Source organism: Microbacterium sp. AG238 (assembly GCF_003610405.1).
In the GTDB taxonomy this organism is placed as follows: domain Bacteria; phylum Actinomycetota; class Actinomycetes; order Actinomycetales; family Microbacteriaceae; genus Microbacterium.
In genome coordinates this window covers 205,869-225,042 of the sequence record NZ_RAQC01000002.1, presented here as the reverse complement: position 1 = coordinate 225,042, position 19,174 = coordinate 205,869, and the positions used below count along the sequence as shown (strand labels likewise).

At 67.0% G+C, this 19,174-nt stretch carries 15 protein-coding genes and 1 pseudogene; 3 read left to right on the top strand and 13 right to left on the bottom strand.

Annotated elements, in window-relative coordinates; genetic code table 11:
• Positions 1 to 39: 39 nt before the first annotated feature.
• Positions 40 to 810: a polyprenol monophosphomannose synthase gene (locus tag DEU36_RS12635; protein WP_120264695.1), complete on the top strand. Its 771-nt coding sequence runs from the start codon at positions 40 to 42 to the stop codon at positions 808 to 810.
• Here the strand turns inward: DEU36_RS12635 and DEU36_RS12630 are convergent.
• The 3 genes and pseudogenes from DEU36_RS12630 to DEU36_RS12620 form a co-directional block, all read right to left on the bottom strand.
• Positions 790 to 2,100 (bottom strand): hypothetical protein, encoded by a 1,311-nt coding sequence (locus tag DEU36_RS12630; protein ID WP_120264694.1) that lies wholly within the window; start codon positions 2,098 to 2,100, stop codon positions 790 to 792. The two genes, DEU36_RS12635 and DEU36_RS12630, sit on opposite strands and share 21 nt — an antisense overlap.
• A 20-nt stretch (positions 2,101 to 2,120) precedes the next feature.
• A pseudogene (locus tag DEU36_RS12625) lies at positions 2,121 to 2,672 on the bottom strand (dTDP-4-dehydrorhamnose 3,5-epimerase family protein); the annotation flags it as partial.
• A 39-nt stretch (positions 2,673 to 2,711) separates the two neighbouring features.
• A complete protein-coding gene (locus DEU36_RS12620) occupies positions 2,712 to 3,578 on the bottom strand; it encodes an NAD(P)-dependent oxidoreductase (protein ID WP_120264692.1) in 867 nt (288 codons plus the stop codon).
• Positions 3,579 to 3,636: 58 nt separating this feature from the next.
• Between DEU36_RS12620 and DEU36_RS12615 the strand changes: the two genes are divergently transcribed.
• Both DEU36_RS12615 and DEU36_RS12610 read left to right on the top strand, forming a co-directional pair.
• Positions 3,637 to 4,548: an ABC transporter permease gene (locus DEU36_RS12615; protein WP_120264691.1), complete on the top strand. Its 912-nt coding sequence runs from the start codon at positions 3,637 to 3,639 to the stop codon at positions 4,546 to 4,548.
• Positions 4,548 to 5,774 (top strand): ABC transporter ATP-binding protein, encoded by a 1,227-nt coding sequence (locus DEU36_RS12610; RefSeq protein ID WP_120264690.1) that lies wholly within the window; start codon positions 4,548 to 4,550, stop codon positions 5,772 to 5,774. Before DEU36_RS12615 ends, DEU36_RS12610 begins: the two co-directional genes overlap by 1 nt.
• A gap of 87 nt (positions 5,775 to 5,861) precedes the next feature.
• On the opposite strand, the gene DEU36_RS12605 is transcribed toward DEU36_RS12610, so the two are convergent.
• The 10 genes from DEU36_RS12605 to purE are packed head-to-tail and all read right to left on the bottom strand — an operon-like array spanning position 5,862 to position 19,115.
• The gene (locus DEU36_RS12605) at positions 5,862 to 7,988 is read right to left on the bottom strand and encodes an LGFP repeat-containing protein (RefSeq protein ID WP_120264689.1); all 2,127 of its coding nucleotides are present in this window, start codon (positions 7,986 to 7,988) and stop codon (positions 5,862 to 5,864) included.
• Entirely contained in the window at positions 7,985 to 8,491 is a 507-nt protein-coding gene (locus tag DEU36_RS12600) for a hypothetical protein (protein ID WP_120264688.1), read from the bottom strand. The genes DEU36_RS12605 and DEU36_RS12600 overlap by 4 nt, the downstream gene beginning before the upstream one ends.
• A gap of 10 nt (positions 8,492 to 8,501) precedes the next feature.
• Positions 8,502 to 9,713 carry an alginate O-acetyltransferase AlgX-related protein gene (locus DEU36_RS12595; protein WP_120264687.1) on the bottom strand — a complete coding sequence of 404 codons (1,212 nt, stop codon included), beginning with the start codon at positions 9,711 to 9,713 and terminating at the stop codon, positions 8,502 to 8,504.
• Complete coding sequence (locus DEU36_RS12590) at positions 9,710 to 10,888, bottom strand: acyltransferase (protein WP_120264686.1); 1,179 nt, start codon at positions 10,886 to 10,888, stop codon at positions 9,710 to 9,712. Before DEU36_RS12590 ends, DEU36_RS12595 begins: the two co-directional genes overlap by 4 nt.
• Complete coding sequence (locus DEU36_RS12585) at positions 10,885 to 12,849, bottom strand: rhamnan synthesis F family protein (RefSeq protein ID WP_183045394.1); 1,965 nt, start codon at positions 12,847 to 12,849, stop codon at positions 10,885 to 10,887. The genes DEU36_RS12590 and DEU36_RS12585 overlap by 4 nt, the downstream gene beginning before the upstream one ends.
• Positions 12,846 to 15,161, bottom strand: a complete 2,316-nt coding sequence (locus tag DEU36_RS16035; RefSeq protein WP_183045393.1) for a glycosyltransferase — start codon at positions 15,159 to 15,161, stop codon at positions 12,846 to 12,848. Before DEU36_RS16035 ends, DEU36_RS12585 begins: the two co-directional genes overlap by 4 nt.
• A gap of 2 nt (positions 15,162 to 15,163) precedes the next feature.
• Positions 15,164 to 16,099 (bottom strand): glycosyltransferase family A protein, encoded by a 936-nt coding sequence (locus tag DEU36_RS12575; protein ID WP_120264684.1) that lies wholly within the window; start codon positions 16,097 to 16,099, stop codon positions 15,164 to 15,166.
• A 20-nt stretch (positions 16,100 to 16,119) separates the two neighbouring features.
• Positions 16,120 to 17,205 carry a glycosyltransferase gene (locus DEU36_RS12570; protein ID WP_120264683.1) on the bottom strand — a complete coding sequence of 362 codons (1,086 nt, stop codon included), beginning with the start codon at positions 17,203 to 17,205 and terminating at the stop codon, positions 16,120 to 16,122.
• A 3-nt stretch (positions 17,206 to 17,208) separates the two neighbouring features.
• The gene (locus DEU36_RS12565; RefSeq protein ID WP_120264682.1) at positions 17,209 to 18,651 is read right to left on the bottom strand and encodes an LCP family protein; all 1,443 of its coding nucleotides are present in this window, start codon (positions 18,649 to 18,651) and stop codon (positions 17,209 to 17,211) included.
• Positions 18,648 to 19,115 carry a 5-(carboxyamino)imidazole ribonucleotide mutase gene (gene purE / locus DEU36_RS12560; RefSeq protein ID WP_120265158.1) on the bottom strand — a complete coding sequence of 156 codons (468 nt, stop codon included), beginning with the start codon at positions 19,113 to 19,115 and terminating at the stop codon, positions 18,648 to 18,650. Before purE ends, DEU36_RS12565 begins: the two co-directional genes overlap by 4 nt.
• Positions 19,116 to 19,174: the final 59 nt, after the last annotated feature.

The window sequence follows — 19,174 nt, the reverse complement described above, 5'->3', positions numbered from 1 at the left end:
TAGCCTGGCAGATGCTCACGATCAGAAGGCTTCCAGCACGTGCAGAGAACCGCGACGACACTCGTCATCATCCCGACCTACAACGAACGCGAGAACATCGAGTCGATCGTCGACCGCACGCTCGGATCGGCACCTGCTGCAGATGTACTGATCGTCGACGACGGCAGCCCCGACGGCACGGGTGATCTCGCGGACGACCTCGCGCGCGCTGACGAACGCATTCACGTGATGCACAGACGCGAGAAGGGCGGCCTCGGCGCCGCATACATCGCGGGCTTCTCCTGGGGCCGGGCACGCGGCTACGAACTGCTCGTCGAGATGGACGCCGACGGATCCCATCCGCCGGAGCGGCTCCCCGCGCTGCTGGCGGCCGTGCTCGCCGACCCGACCGGTCGCGTCGGCGGCGCGATCGGGTCTCGCTGGGTGACGGGCGGAAGTGTCGTGAACTGGCCGCTTCTGCGGCGCGCCATCAGCCGCAGCGGAAGCTGGTACGCGCGGGTCATGCTCGGTGTGCCGGTTCGCGATGTGACAGCGGGGTACCGGGTCTACCGCAGCGACCTGCTGACCGAGATGAAGCTCGACGATGTCGACTCGCGCGGCTATTGCTTCCAGATCGATCTCACCCGCCGCGCCTACGCCGCGGGTCGCGTGCTCGTCGAAGTGCCCATCGAGTTCCGCGAGCGCGAGTTCGGCGAGTCGAAGATGAGCGGCCGCATCGTGGTCGAGGCCATGATCCGGGTCACCCAGTGGGGTCTCGCCCGCCTCGTCAGCCGACGCGGGCGCGAGCTGTCACCCTCGTCGCGACACTAGATCGTCGCAGGAGACGTCCACGGATCGATCGGGAGCAACCGGGAGTGTCGCCTCATCGAGGCCCGGGGTAGCCAGACATGCCTCGACGGCGTCGTTCACGGCAGGCTCCCACCGGTCGACCCAGCCTCGACTCGACACGGCTGTCGTCATGCCGATCGCCAGAACGGCCACGAGACCGGCGTTGAGTACCACACCCAGCGATCCGACCACGACTCCGCCTCGTGACCGCGACACGAAGACCGATAGGGCGAGCGGGATCAGCGCCGCCAGCATCATGCCCGACGCCACGCCGTACCTGATGTTGACGGCCAGCCCCGTCATGTCGCCGAACCCGGCCTCGGCGTATGCGAACCACGGGCCGCTGTTGGCCCAGGCACTGCCCGTGTACACCGCCGCGGACCCGAGCGCGAGCGCGATCGCGAGGACGCGCTGGTCGGTGTTCCCCCGGATCAGCACGTAGACGCCGGCAGCGGCGATAGGCACGAGAATCGCGATCCCGACGAGCAGGCCGCTCGTCGTGACCCACGCCACGATCGTCTCGGGGTGGGCCGAGACGAGGGGCATCACCGCGTTGATGATCCAGCCCGCGACCGTGGAAGGAATGCTGAGGGGGCCGTTGCTGGTGTCGCGCCCTCCCGTGGCAGCGGTGATGACCTGCACAACAGATGCGACGAGGAAAGCCGCAGCGACGGGCCACACATGCCGGTCACGTGGTCGGAGTCGGAAGAACAACAGGAACACGAAGAAAACGGCCTGGATCTCGGTCATCACGACCGCGAATGTGACGAGGGCCCAGCCGGCACTCGTCCACCACGAACGCGGCCGGTACAGCAGCAGCCAGGGCGCGAGCCACATCGCGTAGCTGTGCAGGTCGGCGAGGTTGCCGATCGTCTCCTGCGTCGCGAGCGGAATCAGGAAGGTGATGGCCGCGAGGGCCACGCGGGCGGTCACGGACGGGACGAGGTCGCGAGAGAGCCAGAAGACCCCCGCCGCGGTGAGACCGGTCAGGACAGAGCAGATCGCGAAGATCACCACGGGATAGTGAGCGAGGTCCAGTACCGGAAGGACACCGGCCATGACCACCCGGGGAACGAAATGCTGGTACCCCGCATAGCCCTCGAAGAGCACCGACCACGGACCCCGGACCAGCGCCTCTTCGAGGAAGATGTTCGCGTCTTCGGCCCAGACGCGGTCGCGATGATCAGCGGGAACCCGGAACCACGTGACGAATGAGCCGACAACGGTGAGGGCGACGATGAGGGCCGGCTCGAGAAGACGACGAGCGGTCACCGTCATCCGAGCGAGGCCCGCACCGCGGCCAGCGACGGGTGCCGCCGGTCCTTCTCCGAGAGCTCGGCATCCGCCAGGTCGATGGGCCAAGGCACCGCGAGTTCCTCGTCCGCCAGATTCACGAAGGTGTACTGCTCCTGGGCTTCCGCGCTCCAATGGTCGTTCACGAGATAGGTGTACGCCGTGTTGGGCACCAGGGTCTGGTACGAGTTCCCCACCCCGCGCGGGACGTAGATCGCCGTCGACGGGTCGATCTCAGCGGTGAAAAGAGTGCCGAACGTTGCTCCCGGCCGCAGGTCGACCCACGCGCCGAAAACGCTTCCGAACGCGACGGAGATGAACTTGTCCCAGGGCTCGGCGTGGATTCCCCTGGTAGTGCCCGCAGCGTCGTTGAAGGAGATGTTGTTCTGCACCGGCCCGAAATCGGGCAGACCGACGTCGATCATCTTCTGCCGCTGCCAGTTCTCCTTGAACCAGCCGCGGTTGTCACCGTGCACGGGCAGATCGATCAGCAACACCCCTGGAATCGGGGTCTGGTGCGAGGCAAGGGTCTTGCCGTATGTCAAAGCCAAGGTGGTCTCCCGTAGGTGCGTCGGTCGTGTTGGCGGGGATCAGAGCTCGCCGCGGGCGGCCAGAGCCGAGCGGAGCGCAGCGTCGTCACCCCACACGGCGGGCGAATCGTATGGGCGATCGGGGAAGACGCCGTACTCGAGCTCAATCGGCAGCTCGTTCTCGGCGATGAATGCCTCGACCTGATCGGCCAACGACACCGGGACCCCGGACCCGCAGTTGATGATCCCGGTCACGCCCGGCGTGACCGCCACTGCCGCGATCTGCGCCGCGAGCTCCTGGACGTGGATGAAGTCGTACTTGTTCGCTCCGGTCGTGAACGGGAATCGGGTCTTGCCGTCATCCACCGCCTCGAGGATGCGGGTGAAGATCGAACTGTTCCGGCGGTCGTCACCGTAGATGTAGTAGCACCGGAGCCAGGTCAGTTCCGTCTGGTCGCTGAGAGCGAGCAAGGACGCACGTCGCAAGGCGTCCTTCGCGATTCCGTAGAGCGATCGCGGCGCAGTCGGCGTCTCGGGCGTGATGGCGCCCTCCCAATAGCCGACCTCGTGCATCGTTCCCAGCGCCGCAACACGCGGAACACCCGCAGCCGCGGCATCCGACAACAGCCGGAAATGCGCGGATAGGTGCATCATGTGCGAGGGCGCATTGTGGACGAAACCGTCTTGCCACGCCAGGTGGATGAGGGCGGCGATGTCGTCGCCGATCAGGTCGGCGATCGCGAAGTCCGGAGCGAGGACGTCCGCCTCCACCCGACGCACCCCGGCATCGAACTGCTCGACGCTTCCGGGCCGAACCACGGCCACCGGGTCGTAGCCGAGGTCGGACACCGCTTTCACGACGTGGCGACCGACGTAGCCTGCTGCACCCGTGATGACGACGGACCGTGCCGTTCGGAACTCTCCCATGATGCGGCAAGTATATTCGTAGGGTGATCCAGACCGACTCGATGCGTTCGTCCCGTTCGTGAGCTCAGAAGCGCGATTCGACCGGCTGGCCGCCCTCCCGCTCCGGTCTTTCACGCCGCACAAGCAGGGATTGGGCTCGTTCCGCCGACAGCTGCGGGAGATCGCTGACCACCGCCAACTCCTGTGGCTTCTGACCCGGCGCGACCTTCAGGTCCGTTACCGCGGCAGCGTGCTCGGGTTCCTGTGGACGCTGATCAAGCCGCTCATCCTGCTCGCGGTCTACTACGTCATCCTGGGCCAGGTCCTCGGCGCAGCTCGAGGCATCGAGAACTTCGGCATCTACGTGTTCTCCGGCCTGACGATCTACATGCTCTTCTCCGAGAGTCTCGGCGCCTCCACCGGCTCCATCGTGGCGAACGGCGGACTCGTCAAGAAGATCTACCTGCCGCGCGAGATCTTCCCGCTCGCGGCAGTCGGCGGTGCGAGCTTCATGTTCCTGATGCAGCTCGCCGTGCTCATCGGGGCGGTCGTGGTCTTCCAGCAGTGGCCCGAACCGACGGGTCTGCTGTACTTCCTTCCCTCCGTCGCGCTGATCCTGATCTACGTCGTCGGCATCGGCCTTCTGCTCTCCGCATTGAACGTGTACCTGCGCGACGTCCAGTACATCACCGAGATCCTGCTCACCCTGATGATGTGGGGTTCCCCGATCGTCTACTCCTGGCAGATGGTGAAAGAGGTGATGGTGCGCTTCGACATCCCGTCGTGGCTGCTCGAGGTCTACACCAACAATCCGCTGACCCTCGCCGTGCTCGGGTTCCACCGCGCACTGTGGTCAGGGGGTACCCCCGCTGATTACCCCGAGGACCTTGCTCTGCGAATGGGGATCGCCGGGGTCGTCGGTCTCGTGTTCCTGCTCATCGCGCACTGGTCCTTCCAGCGCATGCAGGGCAACCTGGCACAGGAGCTGTGATGGTGTCGATCGAACCTCCCGAGGTCGTACGCGTCGAGAACGTCTCGAAGACGTTCGTGGTGCGGAAGGACAACTCGCTCAAGGACCGGGTCATCGGCTTCCGTCGCCACCGCAAGCACCGCCGCGACTACACCGCCGTCGACGGTGTATCGCTATCGATCCGCGCGGGCACGACCGTCGGTCTCCTCGGTGCCAACGGCTCCGGAAAGAGCACTCTGCTCAAGATGATCGGCGGCATCCTCACCCCCGATACGGGCGAGGTCTTCACCCGGGGACGCCTGGCCGCTCTGCTCGAGCTCGGCGCCGGCTTCCACCCCGAACTCAGTGGTCGCGAGAACGTCTACCTCAACGCCGCCATCCTCGGGCTCAGCCGAGCCGAGACCGACGAGCGATACGACGAGATCGTCCGGTTCTCGGGCATCGGCGAGTTCATCGACAACGAGGTCAAGTTCTACTCCTCGGGCATGTACATGCGGCTCGCGTTTGCCGTCGCGGTGCACACCGATCCGGACATCCTGCTCGTCGACGAGGTACTCGCCGTCGGGGATGAGGCGTTCCAGCGCAAGTGCATGGACAAGATCCGGTCGTTCCAGAAGGAAGGGCGGACGATCATTCTCGTCAGCCACTCCGCCGGCCAGATCGCCGAGCTGTGCGATACCGCTTTCGTGCTGAAGGACGGAGAGGTCGTACACGCGGGCGACGTGCGCGAGGGCCTGTCGGCGATGCGCGACATCATGGAGGGCAAGCGCATCGGCGAGAGCGCCGAGGCCGAACGCGCCGCCCGCCAGCAGCCGGTCCGTGCCCAGTCCCTGACGGTGACGAAGATCGAGACCCTCGACGCATCAGGGCGGGTCGCGACGACTTTCCACCCCGGCGACGCGATGATCCTGCGCATCCATGTGAACGCCGCGGAGGGCGCGGAGCAATGGACGACCGGATTCAGCATCGACAACAGTTCAGGTCAGATGGTGATCGCGTCGAACACCGAGCGCCTCGATGCCACCCTGCCCCCCATCTCGGCCGGTGACCACTTCATGGACTACCGCATCGGCGCACTTCACCTGGGACCCGGCGAGTTCTTCATCAACGCCAACACGTCGCCGACCATCGATGTCGACACCCACGTGCTCTGGCAGGGTGCGCGATTCCGTATGACGGGCGGCGAAGGCAACCTGGGCGTGGTCGAGGCCGCCATCGCGGTCGAGAACGACACCTCACGTCCCTGATCGCACGCGTTCTCCGGCCAGCCCGCTCGGACTGTTGAGGAGCGGGTGTCGGGGTGATCGCCCTCCCGGGCGACCACCCCGACTTGGTCATCGTGGCAAGAAGGAAATCCGACCTGCGCGGTCAGATCGCGCCACGCCGTTCTGGAACTGCTGAACGCAGCCGTTCGCGTCGCACGTCTGTGCCCCGTTCGGCCATCCGAGCCACGTCACCTCGGCGCCGTAGTGGTACCACATGTCGATGATGGGGCTGTAGGGAGTGAAGACCGGAGTCCGATCACGACGCTGGGTGATGACACCCGACCCGAAGTGCTGCGCCCAACCGCCGCCGTTCGCATCGCTGTACCGGAGCGCGTTCAACGCCGGCCCGTACCCGCCGATGCCGCCCGCTGCGCTCCAGGAACCGCCGATCGATCCGAAGGTCGTGTACGTGCCCCACGTCGGCGAGTGAGTGACCGCTCCACCGGAGAAGACTTGCGCGCATCCTGCCGAGACGCAGGCGCGCTCCCCGGTCGGCCAGCCGAGCCAGCCCCGTTCTGACTGAGCTGCGGTCCAGACCGCCTGCTCAGGACCATAAGGAACGAGAACCATGCCGGAAGGTCCCTGTGTCAGGACGCCGGCACCGAAGTTCTGCAGCCACCCGCGCCCGGTGGTGCTCGTCCGCAGGTCTTCGTAGGCCGGGCCCATGCGGCTCAGCCCGCCACGACGCTGCCATTCGGCGGTGAAACCGCCCAGGATGACGTGCGCGCCGAAGCTCGAGCTGTAGCTGATCACGCCACCCGCGAACGGCTGGGCACAGCCGAGCGCCTCGCACGTGTACCCGGCGGTCGGCCACCCGAGCCAGTTCTCCCCGCCTCCGTTGGCATCCCATTGGCGCAGAACAGCGCCCGTCGGGACAACCTGGATGCCGTAGGGGCTCTGCACGAGCCGGCCGCCCTCGAAATCCTGGACCCAGGCCGGCAGGCTCCCCTGCGTCCGGTAGGCGACATCGCCGGTCGCGACGCCGAGCGCACCGGCGACCGCACCGTTCTGCTTCCAATAGTCGTTGAGCCCACCCCAGATCACCCGGGCACCCGCCCGCGCGGACTGCGTCATCGACGCACTCACGAACGACTGCATGCACCGGCTCTGCGCATCACAGGTCATCTCGCTGTTCGGCCAGCTCATGCCGGCGCCCGGACCACCTTGGCGCTCGTACTCGGCCAGGATCGCCGCGTTGCTGATGAAGACGGTGCCGCCGGCATAGCTGCCGTAGACGACGCCCTTCTCGAACCGCTGGTACCAGCCCTGTCCGTTCGCCTCGAGATACACGGGATACGAGACGGGCTTGCCCATCGAGCCGCTCGCGCCGCCCCGCTCGTTCCAGTACGCCACGAAGCCGGGGTGCGGTTCATACGACCGCGGGTCGCCGAACCAATCGGTGAAGATACGCCAGAAGTTCCGGTTGCCGTACGACGAACAGGCGTCACCCGTGCCGTAGAGGTTCGCCAACGCCGCCTGGTTGGGCGTGTAGGGCGTGTAGATGTACAGGGCTGCCGTGGCCTGATTGTTGATGAAGACGCTTCGCGTACCGCACGACGTGGTCGGACTGTACAGGATGTTGTTCCACCGTTGCGCTCGATAGCCGAAGCTATTGGGGTTCAGACGGTAGATCTCGAACTGCCGGGCGGCGTAGTAGACCTGGTAGAAGAAGCCACTCGTCGACGGGTCGCACGGAGCCGTGTCGGGACATCCTTGCCCGGTCGCCGCCGTGTACGCCCAGGCCGGCGGGTTCGTCGAGCTGACGAGGCTCTGCTCCTTCTCCAGCAGGACGAGCAGAACGCGCTGATTGATGCCGCACGAGCGCGCGACCTTGTCGATGATCTGAGCAGCGGACTCGGATGGGCTGCCCTGATATCCGTCGCAGTACCGATCGACGGGTCGGTTGTCAGTCGACTGACGGTAGTTCTTCAAGCACGTCGCCCCGGCCGCGCAATTGCGCACCCGGGAGTCGAGGAAGGACTGCACCTCGCTCGCGGTCATGCCGGTCGAGGAGTAGAAGACCGAATCGTCGATGATGTAGCCCGGATCCCAGTCCGCCGCATTGGCGGCAGAGGCAGCCGGCGCCGAGACCGGGCTCACCGCCGGTGCGACGACGACCAGAAGGCCAGCGACGAGCGCGAAGACCAGATGTAACGCTGTGATGCGCCGCCGCGGTTCCGCCGAGCGCGCGATCACGGGAGCGTGACCGATTCGGTCTCGGAGACACCCGACCGTGCGCTGGAGTGGTACGCCAACGTCGCCTGCCAGTCGCCGCTCGCCAGCTCCGATGACGGGATCGTCATCAGGCCGCAGAACGTGCTCTCGGGGCCGGTCGCCGTGCTCGCCTCGACCGTCCGGGTCGCATCCCCCTGGGTGAGCGTGAGCGTGCAGGTGCCGCCCTCCTCGACCACATCGGGCACGGTGCCGGTCGCCTCCAGCGTTCCGCCGATGACCTCCAGCGTGATGAACATGACGGTCGCCTGCTCGCCCGGATCGACGGCGCTGGGGCTAGGGGCCGGGCTCTCCACGACCTCGCCGGGCGTCTGACTGGCTTGGGGCGTCGGCTCTGCGCTCTCCGTCGGCGAGGGGCTGATGGGCGATGCTGCGCCGCCCGGCGGAGTCGCACATCCGCTCAAGGCGATGACGCCGGCGAGGACGACGACGACGAGTGGACGCAAGGGTGACCGCGCGGGGAGCATGGGAGCTACATTAATAGCCGCTGCCACTGGGCGGAGCATTGAGAAGATGGCGCTCGGCGATTTGCAGAACGACGACATCCGGTGCGTACTGCGCCACGTAGTCGCGGTAGGAGACCGGGTCCTCGAAGTCGGCGCGGTAGCGGTGCCAGAACTGCCACGTCGTGGAGTACGACTGCTGCCACAGCGGCGAGAGTCCACCACCCATCGAATCGCGGAAGATCAACGCCTTCTTGCCCGTCGTCGACTCCGAAACCTCGGTCGTGACCGGCAGGATGCTGGCGTCGGTCGTGGCCTCGCCCGGCACCGTCTCGACGCTGCCGTCATCCCGGGTCCGCGTGACTTCGCGCAGCGGTTCGCTGTACACCGGCACCGCCCAGTCCGCTCCCGGGCTCTCGACGCCGAACGACGCCCACTCGTTGAAGTCGCCGATGACTCGAGTTCCCTCGATGGGAGGCACCTGAAGTGGACGCTCCGAGGGATAGATCTCGTTGACGCACGCAGAGATCTGGCTCCAGCTGGCATACGCGCCGAAGTCGGTCCAGTGGCTGTTGCTCCAGCTGAAGAGGTGAGCATCGTCTGACTTCTGCTCGATCAGGCCGGCCCGCAGGTCGATGAGCGGGAGGCCGCCGGCCGCGGCGGCGAGCTGATCCATGCTGGTCGAGCCGCGGAGTGCCTGCATCCATTCCGGGAGCTCTTCGGGATAGACACTCGAGGTCGAGGGCGTGACGATCACGTAGAACTCGATCCCGTCGGCCGCGAAGCCGTCCCGCAACGATGTGAGGTGATCGACCCACCGATCGACATCGAGCTGGCTGAGATTGACCCGGCCGACCGCCTGCGACGCATACTGGTCGATCTCGTCGCTCCAGAAGATCCACCCGTTCGGACCGACCAGGTAGGGCTGAGCGACAGCGTCGGCGTGCTCCTGCCATGCCGCCTCCGCGGAGCTCGGATCATCGAGCCATGGCTCGTCGTCAGATGTCGCCACTTCCGGGCGACACAGCGCGTCGGCGGCCGTCTGCGGCCCGTCGCCCACCGGTGACACGGCCGCCGGGCTCGTCGCTCGCGACTCGAGGGAGGCCGCCACGACGACGCCCGCGACGAGGGCGAGCACGCTCAGTATCCCGAGCATGACGAGGGGAAGGTATGTCAGCCGGCGCCACCACCGCTGCCGGGGACGCAGCTCCTGTCCCTCCGGAAGCCCGGTCAGTCCCGCCGTCATCGGCGGCCCCCCGGAGTGATGACGAGCTGCTGCCGCACGCGTCCTGCGAGACGTGATCTGCTTTCGCGAGTGCGGTCTGCGAACGAGGTCATCCAGCGCGGCGACCAGTTCTTGAGTGACATCGCGGGCCGCTCGATGAGATGCCAGCTCAGATAGGCGTACACGTGGCATCCGACGATCACGACGACGTGGTAGACCACGAGTCCTGCCTGCTGAAGTCCGAAGTACGTCACGAACGCCATCAAAGGCCAGCCGATGATGTAGATGCCATATGAGAAGTCGCCGTGACGGTCCCAGTGTCGGATGGGCACACGGACGGCGAACCACATCAGGAAGTAGCAGAAGGCGTAGAGCCCGAATACGAGCCAGCCGCCTTTCGCGTAGGTGTACAGCGCGACGACGAGGCACGCGGCGGCGAGCCGGTCGTCGATCGGGATGCGGTCGGCGAACAGGCAGAAGAGGATGCCCCAGGCGAAGGGCGCCATGAGGAGGAGGACGCGGAAGTCGCCGAAGATCGAGGACAGGCCGACGAGATTTCCGATGCCCAGCCACTGGAGGGCCGCGAGCACGATGATCGCGCCCGCGATCATCCCGCCGACCATCCGGTTGGCCAGGGCTCCGAAGACGCCCAGCGCGCCGACGAGGATGTATGCACCGAACTCGAATGCGAGCGTCCAGGCCGACCCGTTCCAGTCCTGGATCCCATGCGCGTACTGCGGGATCGAGGTTCCCATCCCCGCGATGTTCAGCTGGTTGAGGATGAGAGTGAAGTTGTTGGAGAAGTACGTCCATGGCGATTGCTCGGTCGCATTCCAGAACCCGTCCCACGTGCCCGCCTCGCGATACCACGCGAGCGGAGCGAAGACGAAGGCGGTGATGAGCAGCGCGAGGAACCAACCGGGGTAGATGCGGAGCACGCGGTGCCAGAAGAACCGGGGCGTGCTCGTCCTGCCCATCTTGCTGCGGGTGATGAGGAAGCCCGACATGAAGAAGAACCCGGAGACAGCCACGCCGCCCAGGGATTGCTCGTCACTCCATTGGGTCCCCAGGTCGCGCCCGCCGTAGAAGCCCGCGATCGGACCGGCGTGCGAGAAGATCACCGCGAAGGCGAGCAGCCACCGGAGGAAACCGATCGAGTTGCTGCGAGGATCGAAAGCCGCCGCGAGTGAGGTCACAGCAGTTCCATGTCGTCGATCCCGTCCTCGACGGGACGGAACGGACGGCGGCGGCGAGCCCAGCCGCGAGGATCACGAAGCACGCGAGCGATTCCGCGGGCGGGTCGGTAGAAAGCGCGCAGCACCGGGACCGCGCGCGGATGGCGCAGCCGGATGTAGGCCTTCGCATAACCGAACGGCCCCCCACCGAGGAAGTCGCCCGAAGCGTCGAGCAACCCGACCTGATCGATGGCATACCCCTGGATGTTCTTGCTCATCCGGTCGAGCTTGTACTCGAGAGAGGTGTGGCTGATGGCGGCGTAACGCGCGGTGGCGACGGTCTTCGTGTGATATCCGAGCTCTGCCGCGGCGTAGCTGAACAGTCGCTCCTGTGCGTGGGCGATACTGCCGTCGATGTGCTCTTTCGGGGACGGGTAGTCCTTGTAGGTGAGCTCCTGGTCGGTCATCAGGCGCAAGGCTTCGGGTCGGAACGCGAACATGCAGCCGTATGGGGCGAGAGGCGACGGATCATCGAACGGAACGGAGATCCCGAGCTTCTTCGCCATCTTCTTCGTCGCGTCCTTGTTGGCGAACCAGCCCCGGCCCAGAACCGGGTAGCCGATGTGGATGGTGGGCGCGTACGCGAGGCCGAGGCCGGGCTCGCGCTGGAACAGGGCGATGAGGTTGGCCGCGTAACCGCGCGAGTTCAGAAGGTTCATGATCTGGTGCCGCCGGAAGAACTCCCCCGCGTTCATGCCCTCTTGCACGGTCTTCTTCGAGTGGATCTTGAGGATCACGTCGTAGTCGTCCGAGCGGATCACGTCGCGGCATCCGACGAAGAAGGCACCCATATCGCGACCGCGATTGGACGGCAGACACCGGATGTCGAGCTTGCGCATGAGCGGCTGATCCAGCTCGTCCACGATCGTGCGGATGACTTCGCCCTTGGCTTTCGTGTCCGTCGTCACGTAGACGTCGTACTCCGAGGGCAGATTCGCCGCGTAAGAGAAGAGCTCTCGAGTGAGCTCGGGGTAGTAGATGTGCACGATGACCGCCAAGCGCAACGGCTTGGTCTCGTCATAGGAGATGTCGACGTCGGGCATGATCTCGAGCATCGCGGAGTTCGTGTTCACGACTTTGGGCTGCGACGACTTCGAGATGTTCTGCCAGATCAGCTCCGTCGGGTAGCCGAGCTGAGACGCCTTCTCCACGAACCGCCGAGGCACGATCGCCTGCCGGTCGATCAGCAGAGGGTCGTGGAAGAACGGGCGACGCTTCAGCGCGGGACAGCCGTCATCCAGCAGCGCCTCCGCATCGAAGAATGCGGGGTGCCACGTCGAGTAGTTGCGCTGCGGGAAGGCGACCTCGTACTCGAATCCCGCCGAACTGAAGTGATGCGTGAACTTCGACTCGTGACTGAGGATGGAGTCCGTGTACGACACGATCGGCGGCATCTCGTCCCAGTAGGTCCGCCACAGATCGGACTGGAACATGCTCTTGCGTACCGCGATCCAGTGGGACTGGATGTGCGAGTGGAGCACCCCCGTCCGGGTGAAGGGGTTGGGCCGGAGCTTTCCGTGCTCGGTCATCCCCCAGAAGTGGACCGGTGCCCGGTCCATGCGTTCGAAGACGGGCTCGAAGGGGTTCACCGGACCGAACCAGGTGTAGTTCATGAGGATGAGCTCGTCGAACTCGGCCAGGCGCTCCTCGCCGAACTCGCTGAGGGCCTCCTTGTACCCCCAGACGTCGAATCCGACGTTGGGCCGCAGCCAGATGGTGTCGACCAGTCCCTCGAGCTTGGCGCGGCCCTCGTCGGTCAGCTGTCCGTTGACGACGACGAAGATGTGCTCCGCGAACGGGCGCAGCCTCTCGAGCTTGTACAGAACGTAGTCATCGACATGCCCCCTGGCGTCCCACAGGAGATAGAAGATGATCCGCCGACCGTCCGCCGGGAAAGGCTTTGGCGCCTCGGTCTCACTCACTCGCTCGCCCCTCCTACGCGGTTTCCCGCAGATCCGAACTGCATAATGCTACCCGCCGTCTGGTCGGCAACCTTCTGCGCCGCCTTCTGGAGCACCGCCGCACGCGCATCGAAGGAATGCTGCTCGCGAATACGACGTGAGATCAGCCGCAGCTCGTCATCGTCCGGGAAGAGCATGTCGAGGTTTCCCCGCAGCATCTCCACGAGATGCTGCGGGCTGCGGTAGGTCACGACGGCGCCCCCGAAGATCTCCTCGATGCCGTCGACGGGCTCGGAGATCACACGACCGCCGACCGCGACGACGTCGAACGGACGCATCGCGATGAAGCCCTCCTCCCGCATCGCAGGCCACTGGTCGTTGAGCACGACCGCCGCGGTCTCGTATCGCTCCGGAAGCGCCTCGTTGGGAATCCGCTCCGCCACCACCGCCGAAGCCGGAATGAAGGGCCGCCAATCGGGGCCGTAGACCTTGACGTCGACGCCGGCCCGTATCGGAGCGACCACGCTCGGGCGCGCGATCCCCCGCGCTGTGCCGACGAACACTATCTCCGCAGTGCGGGGCAGTCCGCGAGGGACGAACTTGTCGGTGTCGACGCATTCGAGCAGCGGCTCCACCGGGACCGACCACTGACGTGAGACCTTCTCGGACCAGGTCTTCGAAGCTGCGAAGACCTGGTCGAACTGCGCGATCTCTCCCCGTGAGACCTCGTCTGGATGACTGATGATCCACTGCAGGTTCACCCCCGTGCTCGGCGGATCGATGCGGTACGGCCCCCGGACCACGACGTTGACGTCATCGAGGTGAGCCGACGGTCGCCGCGCCGCGCCGAAGTGGTCGATGATCACATCGTGTCCCCGTCGCCGCAATGCTGCCGCGAGACCCTGAGCGAAATGGGTGTCACCCCAGACGTCGCCGCGCGGGCCGGCGGGCGAGCAGATCTTGATCGCCCACCGTTGCGAATGCGCGGACGGCCGTCGCCACGTCATCGTCGGGCTCGGCCGTCGGGTTCTCGCGCCCTTCTGCCACCCCGAGACATCGAATCCTGCGGCGCGCAGAATGCGCTCGGCCGCCTCACGATCAGTCCGCACGCCGTCGAACGACCGCAAGGGGCGTCGGGATCGGTCGAAGGCTGCAGCCGGTTCGTCGAGCACAGTCGTCACGTCCGGCAGAACAACCGCTTCGCGATCGCGGGCGATGACGTCGGAGACGTCTTCGAGGTCGAGGGCGTCCGAGATCGCCGCGCGCGCTTCAGGATGAGTGAGCCGTGAGGAGTGCGACGCGAATGCGATGCCGCAGAGGCGCGGAACACTGATCTCGCTCCCCAGCCCGGCCAGGTCTTCCACGGGATGTCCCGCCAGGATGCGGTAGAGGCTGCCGTGGTGATCGACGGCCGCCGCGCCGATGCCGACGAGGGTTCCGTCGTGCTCACGCACGGCGGGGACGGCGATCACACCGTCGCGGGCGCGCACCAGGAGACGGTCGACGTCGTCATCCGAGAAGCTCCCCCGCGGATCGAGCGCGACCAGGTGCCCGTCGCTCCAGCCGTGCAGGCTCTCGCTCACGACCGTCCCCCAGATCGGACGCCGACCGTATCGGCGGAGGGTGCAACCGTCCACCGCCTCCGCGGCGATGGACGCTGTCACCCACTGCGACAGATCGGGGTCGACGAGCGCAAGGATCGCCGTCGCTCCGTCTCGCTGCGCGAACCGGCCCGCCTGATGCACCTTCGCTCCGTACCGGCGGTCGCGGTGCTGGATGAGGGCGAGCATTCGGTCGCCCCGAGCCGGAGCCGGAGCCGCGGTCCGACCTGCACGGCGCCATCGCCGTGCAGCGTCGATCGCACGCGACCTGAAATCCGTTACGGTGAGCAGCTGGCTCTCGCCTCCCACGCGCAGGGGGATCTCGGTGTGACGGAGCGCCCATAGCCGTTCGAGCGCACCGGACGCGCCGTCGCCTCCGAGGGCGCGTGCGTCCCAGAGCGGGTGGACGTCGACGGTCGGCCGGTCGCTCAGGAGGTAGGCGTACAGCGCGGGAACCCGGTAGACCTCGGGAAGGACGCCACCGGCGTGGATCTCGTCGAACAGAGGGTTCACGCTGTAGCCGCGTCGGAACCCGCGCACGATGTAATGCCAGACCGCCGCTTCAACGGGCATCTGCGGGAGACCGAGCTGCGCGGCGTAGTAGGAGGAGTCGACGAGCCCCGACCTGCGGATGACTCGCCACCACCACACTCGGTCGGCGGCACGCACCACGGGACCGATGACGCGGGTGCCGCGGAGCGCGCGGACGCGCGCACGTACATCCGGCCGCATGGTCACCCCCGACGCGAGCGCGCGAACACGCTGCGGATTCGTCGAAGCCGCCGCCAGAGGGGGTGACGGTCGTAGATCTCGGCGACGATCTGCTCCCGCTGGCGATCGAGACGCGCCTCGAGTTCGGAGGTGAACTCTGCGCGGAGCTGCTCGTGGAGGTAGGCGATGTAGAGCGGGAGGCCGGGCCCGTTCGAGGCGGACCAGCTGCGCAGCGCCCGGTCTCTGACCAGGATGTCGTCACGACGATGGGCCGATGACAACTCGAACATGCTGTTGCCGTCGGCGCCTCGACCGGAAGGCCGCTGCGTCCAGAACGCGAGCGCGTCGCCTTCGAGGAAACCGATGGCGAACCGTTCGCTGATACGCAGATACAGGTCCCAGTCCTCGACCGCTTCCAGGCTCTCGTCGTACATGCCGATCTCGTCATGGATCTCGCGCCGGTACAAGAACGAGATGGGGACCGCGCGGTTGATCTGCAGGAGAGCGAGGAAGGTCACGGAGGTCATGCCCGCCCAGAAGGGAGCCCGGGAGACTTCCTTCCACACGCCTCCGTGCTGCTTCTCGTAGACGATGTCGGTCGGAACCATGACACCACCGTCGTTCGGGTGGGCGTCGAGGTACTCGACGGTGCGAGCGAGGAAGTCCGGATGCCACAGATCGTCGTCGTCGTGCAGCACGACGTAGGGGGCCCCTGTCGCGCGGATACCGGTGTTGGCCGCGAAGCAACGTCCGCCCGGCTCAGACACGTCCACGATCCGGACGCGATCGGCGATGGGCGACGCGGCGACCGTCGCGGCCACCTGCTCGCGGTCGCCCCGATCATTCACGACCACCACTTCGGCGTCGGGGAAGCTCTGCGCCGCGATGTCGCCGAGGGCACGAGCGAGGAAATACGGGCGGTCCTTGGTGCGCACGATGACGCCCACACGATGACTCACTGCGACAGCCTACCGACAGCTCACAGCTCGGCGTGGAGCGCCCACACGCGCTCGGCGTGATCGCGCCACGAGAACGCCCGGCCGCGGTCGCCGGCGCGGACGGCCCAGCGGTGGAGCTCCTCCGGAGAGGACAGCACTTCTCCCGCGGCATCCCGCAGCTCGTCGAACGGCGCGATGCGCGCGCCGTCGAGCAGCACCTCGTGATGCACGGGCGAGTCGCACGCGACGACGGGCACGCCCAGCACCATCGCCTCGACGGCGCGCCACGGGAACCCCGACCCGTCGGAGAGCGCGATCAGCAGCACGGCCGCGTCGAGGACGGCAGCGCGATCGGCAGCATCCAGTCGCCCGGGCACGATGACGCGGTCGTGGTCGATCCCGGCCCCGGCGATCGCGCTCGCCACTTCGGCCGGCTCGTCGAACACGACGACGCTGGAGGTCTGCTCCCCCGCGATCGAGGCCAGCACGGCGCGCAGCTGCTCCTCGGTGCCGCCGGCGACGACGGCCACACGATCGGGCACGCCCAGCTCGCGCCGCCGCCCGACCGCGTCGGTCGGGACGCGGAAGTCCGCGGGCGCGGCGCCCGGGATGACCCGTATCCGGCCACTGAGCTTCGGCGCGATCTCGGCGAGACGGTGCGCGGTGGCGTGTGCGGGTACCACGACGGCATCCGCGTGCTTCTCAGCGCGCTTGAGCAGCGCTCGATGGGCGAGCAGTGTCGCCCGGGGGAACAGTGCGGGCATGTCCCAGACGGCGAGGTCCCAGACGGTGACCACGGTCTGCTCGTTGTCGTGCGCGCGATCGTGCTTGACGAGCGGGGCCAGCAACGTGGGGGCGTGTAAGAGACCGCCTGCGACGCCTCCCGAGATGCCCATCGGCCACGAGGCCATCAGACCCGTTCGAGGGAACGGCGCCCTGATGGTCTGGGCGACACCGCTGAGCGCGGAGGCGGCATCCACGGCATCCGACGGGACGACGGCGGCGACCTCGCATCGCGCCGGCGCGGTCTCGATGAGCGCACGCGCCACCTCGAGGGATGCCTCGGCGGAGTCGGCGTCGACGACGTCGGTCAGTTGATCGAGGACGACACGGAGGACGGTGGCCATCGCTCAGCCCTCCGGCGCCGGGGTCGGGGTCTGCGGGTGGAGCGCGTCCTGCACCATCTGCCGGACGAGAGCCCAATCGGGGTCGGCCTCCTCGATGCCGTTCTCGGGAGTCAGCTCGATCGTGGTGACCGGCTGCTCCTTGGCCTTCATCGCGATGTCGGCGAGGAAGGGCAAGAGGTCGGCGGGGATGTCGGTCTGCACGAGCACCTGCCCTGCGTCGGCGATCTCGGTGAACCGATCGAGCACGTTCTGCGGCGTCATCTGGGCGAGGATCGCCTGCTGCAGCTCGCGCTGGCGGCGCATCCGGTCGAAGTCACTCGTCGTGTAGCGCGAGCGGGCGTACCACTGGGCGGTGTCGCCGTCCATGTGCTGCTGTCCGGCCTCGATCCACCCCTCGGCCCAGTCCTCGGCGCTCTGGCCCTCGTAGCGCGGGCCGCCGCCCTTGGGCAGGCGCTCGACGACGTTGATGTCGACACCGCCGAGGGCATCGACGAGGTCGGCGAAGCCCTTCATGTCGATGAAGACGTAGTACGGGATGGTGATGCCCAGGATCCCCTCGACGGCGTCCTTCGTCGCCTCGACGCCCGGCGACGACCCGTCGCCTCGGGCGTCGGGGTACATCGCGTCGCCATCGCGACAGATCTCGACCTCGGTCTGCAGCTGGTTGATGCCGCTGCTCCACCCGCAGTTCGGATCGACACGGCCCTCGTGGACGTCGGGGTACAGGTCGTGCATCGGTCCCGGCGCGAACGGGAAATGCCCCATGTCGCGCGGTACACCGGTGATCGTCGTCGCCCCCGTCTCGGCGTTGACCGAGACGACGGAGATCGAGTCGAATCGCATCGAGTCGCGCCCCTCACCGCTGTCGGCGCCGAGCAGGAGGACGTTGTAGTACCCGTCCGACGGCGGAACGCTGGGTCCGCTCGCCCCGAAGACGGTGCTGAGGGTCTCGCGCACCGAGTTGACCCGGTCGAAGGTCCAGGCTGCCGCGGACGTCGATGCGACGGCGAGGAGGATCGCGAGGAGCGGCACTCCGATGCGGGCGACCGTGCCGGCGCGCACGAGCTTCACCAGGCGCAGCGTGTCGATGGTGAGCACGATCCACAGCACCGCATAGAACGCGATGACCGCCTGGACGATCAGGAGGACGAACCAGTTGGTCGCCAGCGACAGCAGGAGCGGGCGCCAGAGCAGCCCGGTCAGCACGGTCAGCAGTGCGAGGACCCACATGGTGATCGTGGCCGCGAGACCGAAACGCCCGAGACGCCGGTTGCCCGCGAGTACCTGGGCCGAGCCGGGCAGCACGAAGTTGAGCACGACGAGCCACCAGCCGCGTCGTCCCATCACCTCGGGCGACGACGTGTCGGGATGCCGGAGGGGACGCTCCTCGATCAGGCTCGAGGGTCGCGGCCGGGCGGAGCTTCGCGGCGGTGCGCCGACGCTCACAGGGATTCCTTCAGGCGGCGGTTCTTCTCTTCGACCTGCTGCTCGAGCCCGCGCGCGTACTCCTCGAGCCGGTCGGCGAGCGCCGGATCAGCGGCCCCGATGATGCGCGCGGCGAGGAGGCCGGCGTTCTTCGCTCCGTTGATCGAGACGGTGGCGACGGGGATGCCGCCGGGCATCTGCACGATGCTCAACAGGGAGTCGAGCCCGTCGAGGGTCGCGAGCTGGACGGGGACCCCCACGACAGGGAGGGGCGTCAGCGATGCGAGCATGCCCGGGAGGTGCGCTGCTCCTCCGGCTCCCGCGATGATGACGCGCAGCCCGCGCCCGCGTGCCTCACGGCCGTAACGCAGCAGCTTGTCGGGCGTGCGGTGGGCCGAGACGACCTCGACCTCGTGCGCGATGCCCAGGTCGGTCAGTGCCTGCGATGCGTCGCTCATGACGCGCCAATCGGAGTCCGAACCCATGACGACTCCGACCAGCGGAGCGTCCGACGAATGCAGCGGCGAGGATGTCACCGACCCAG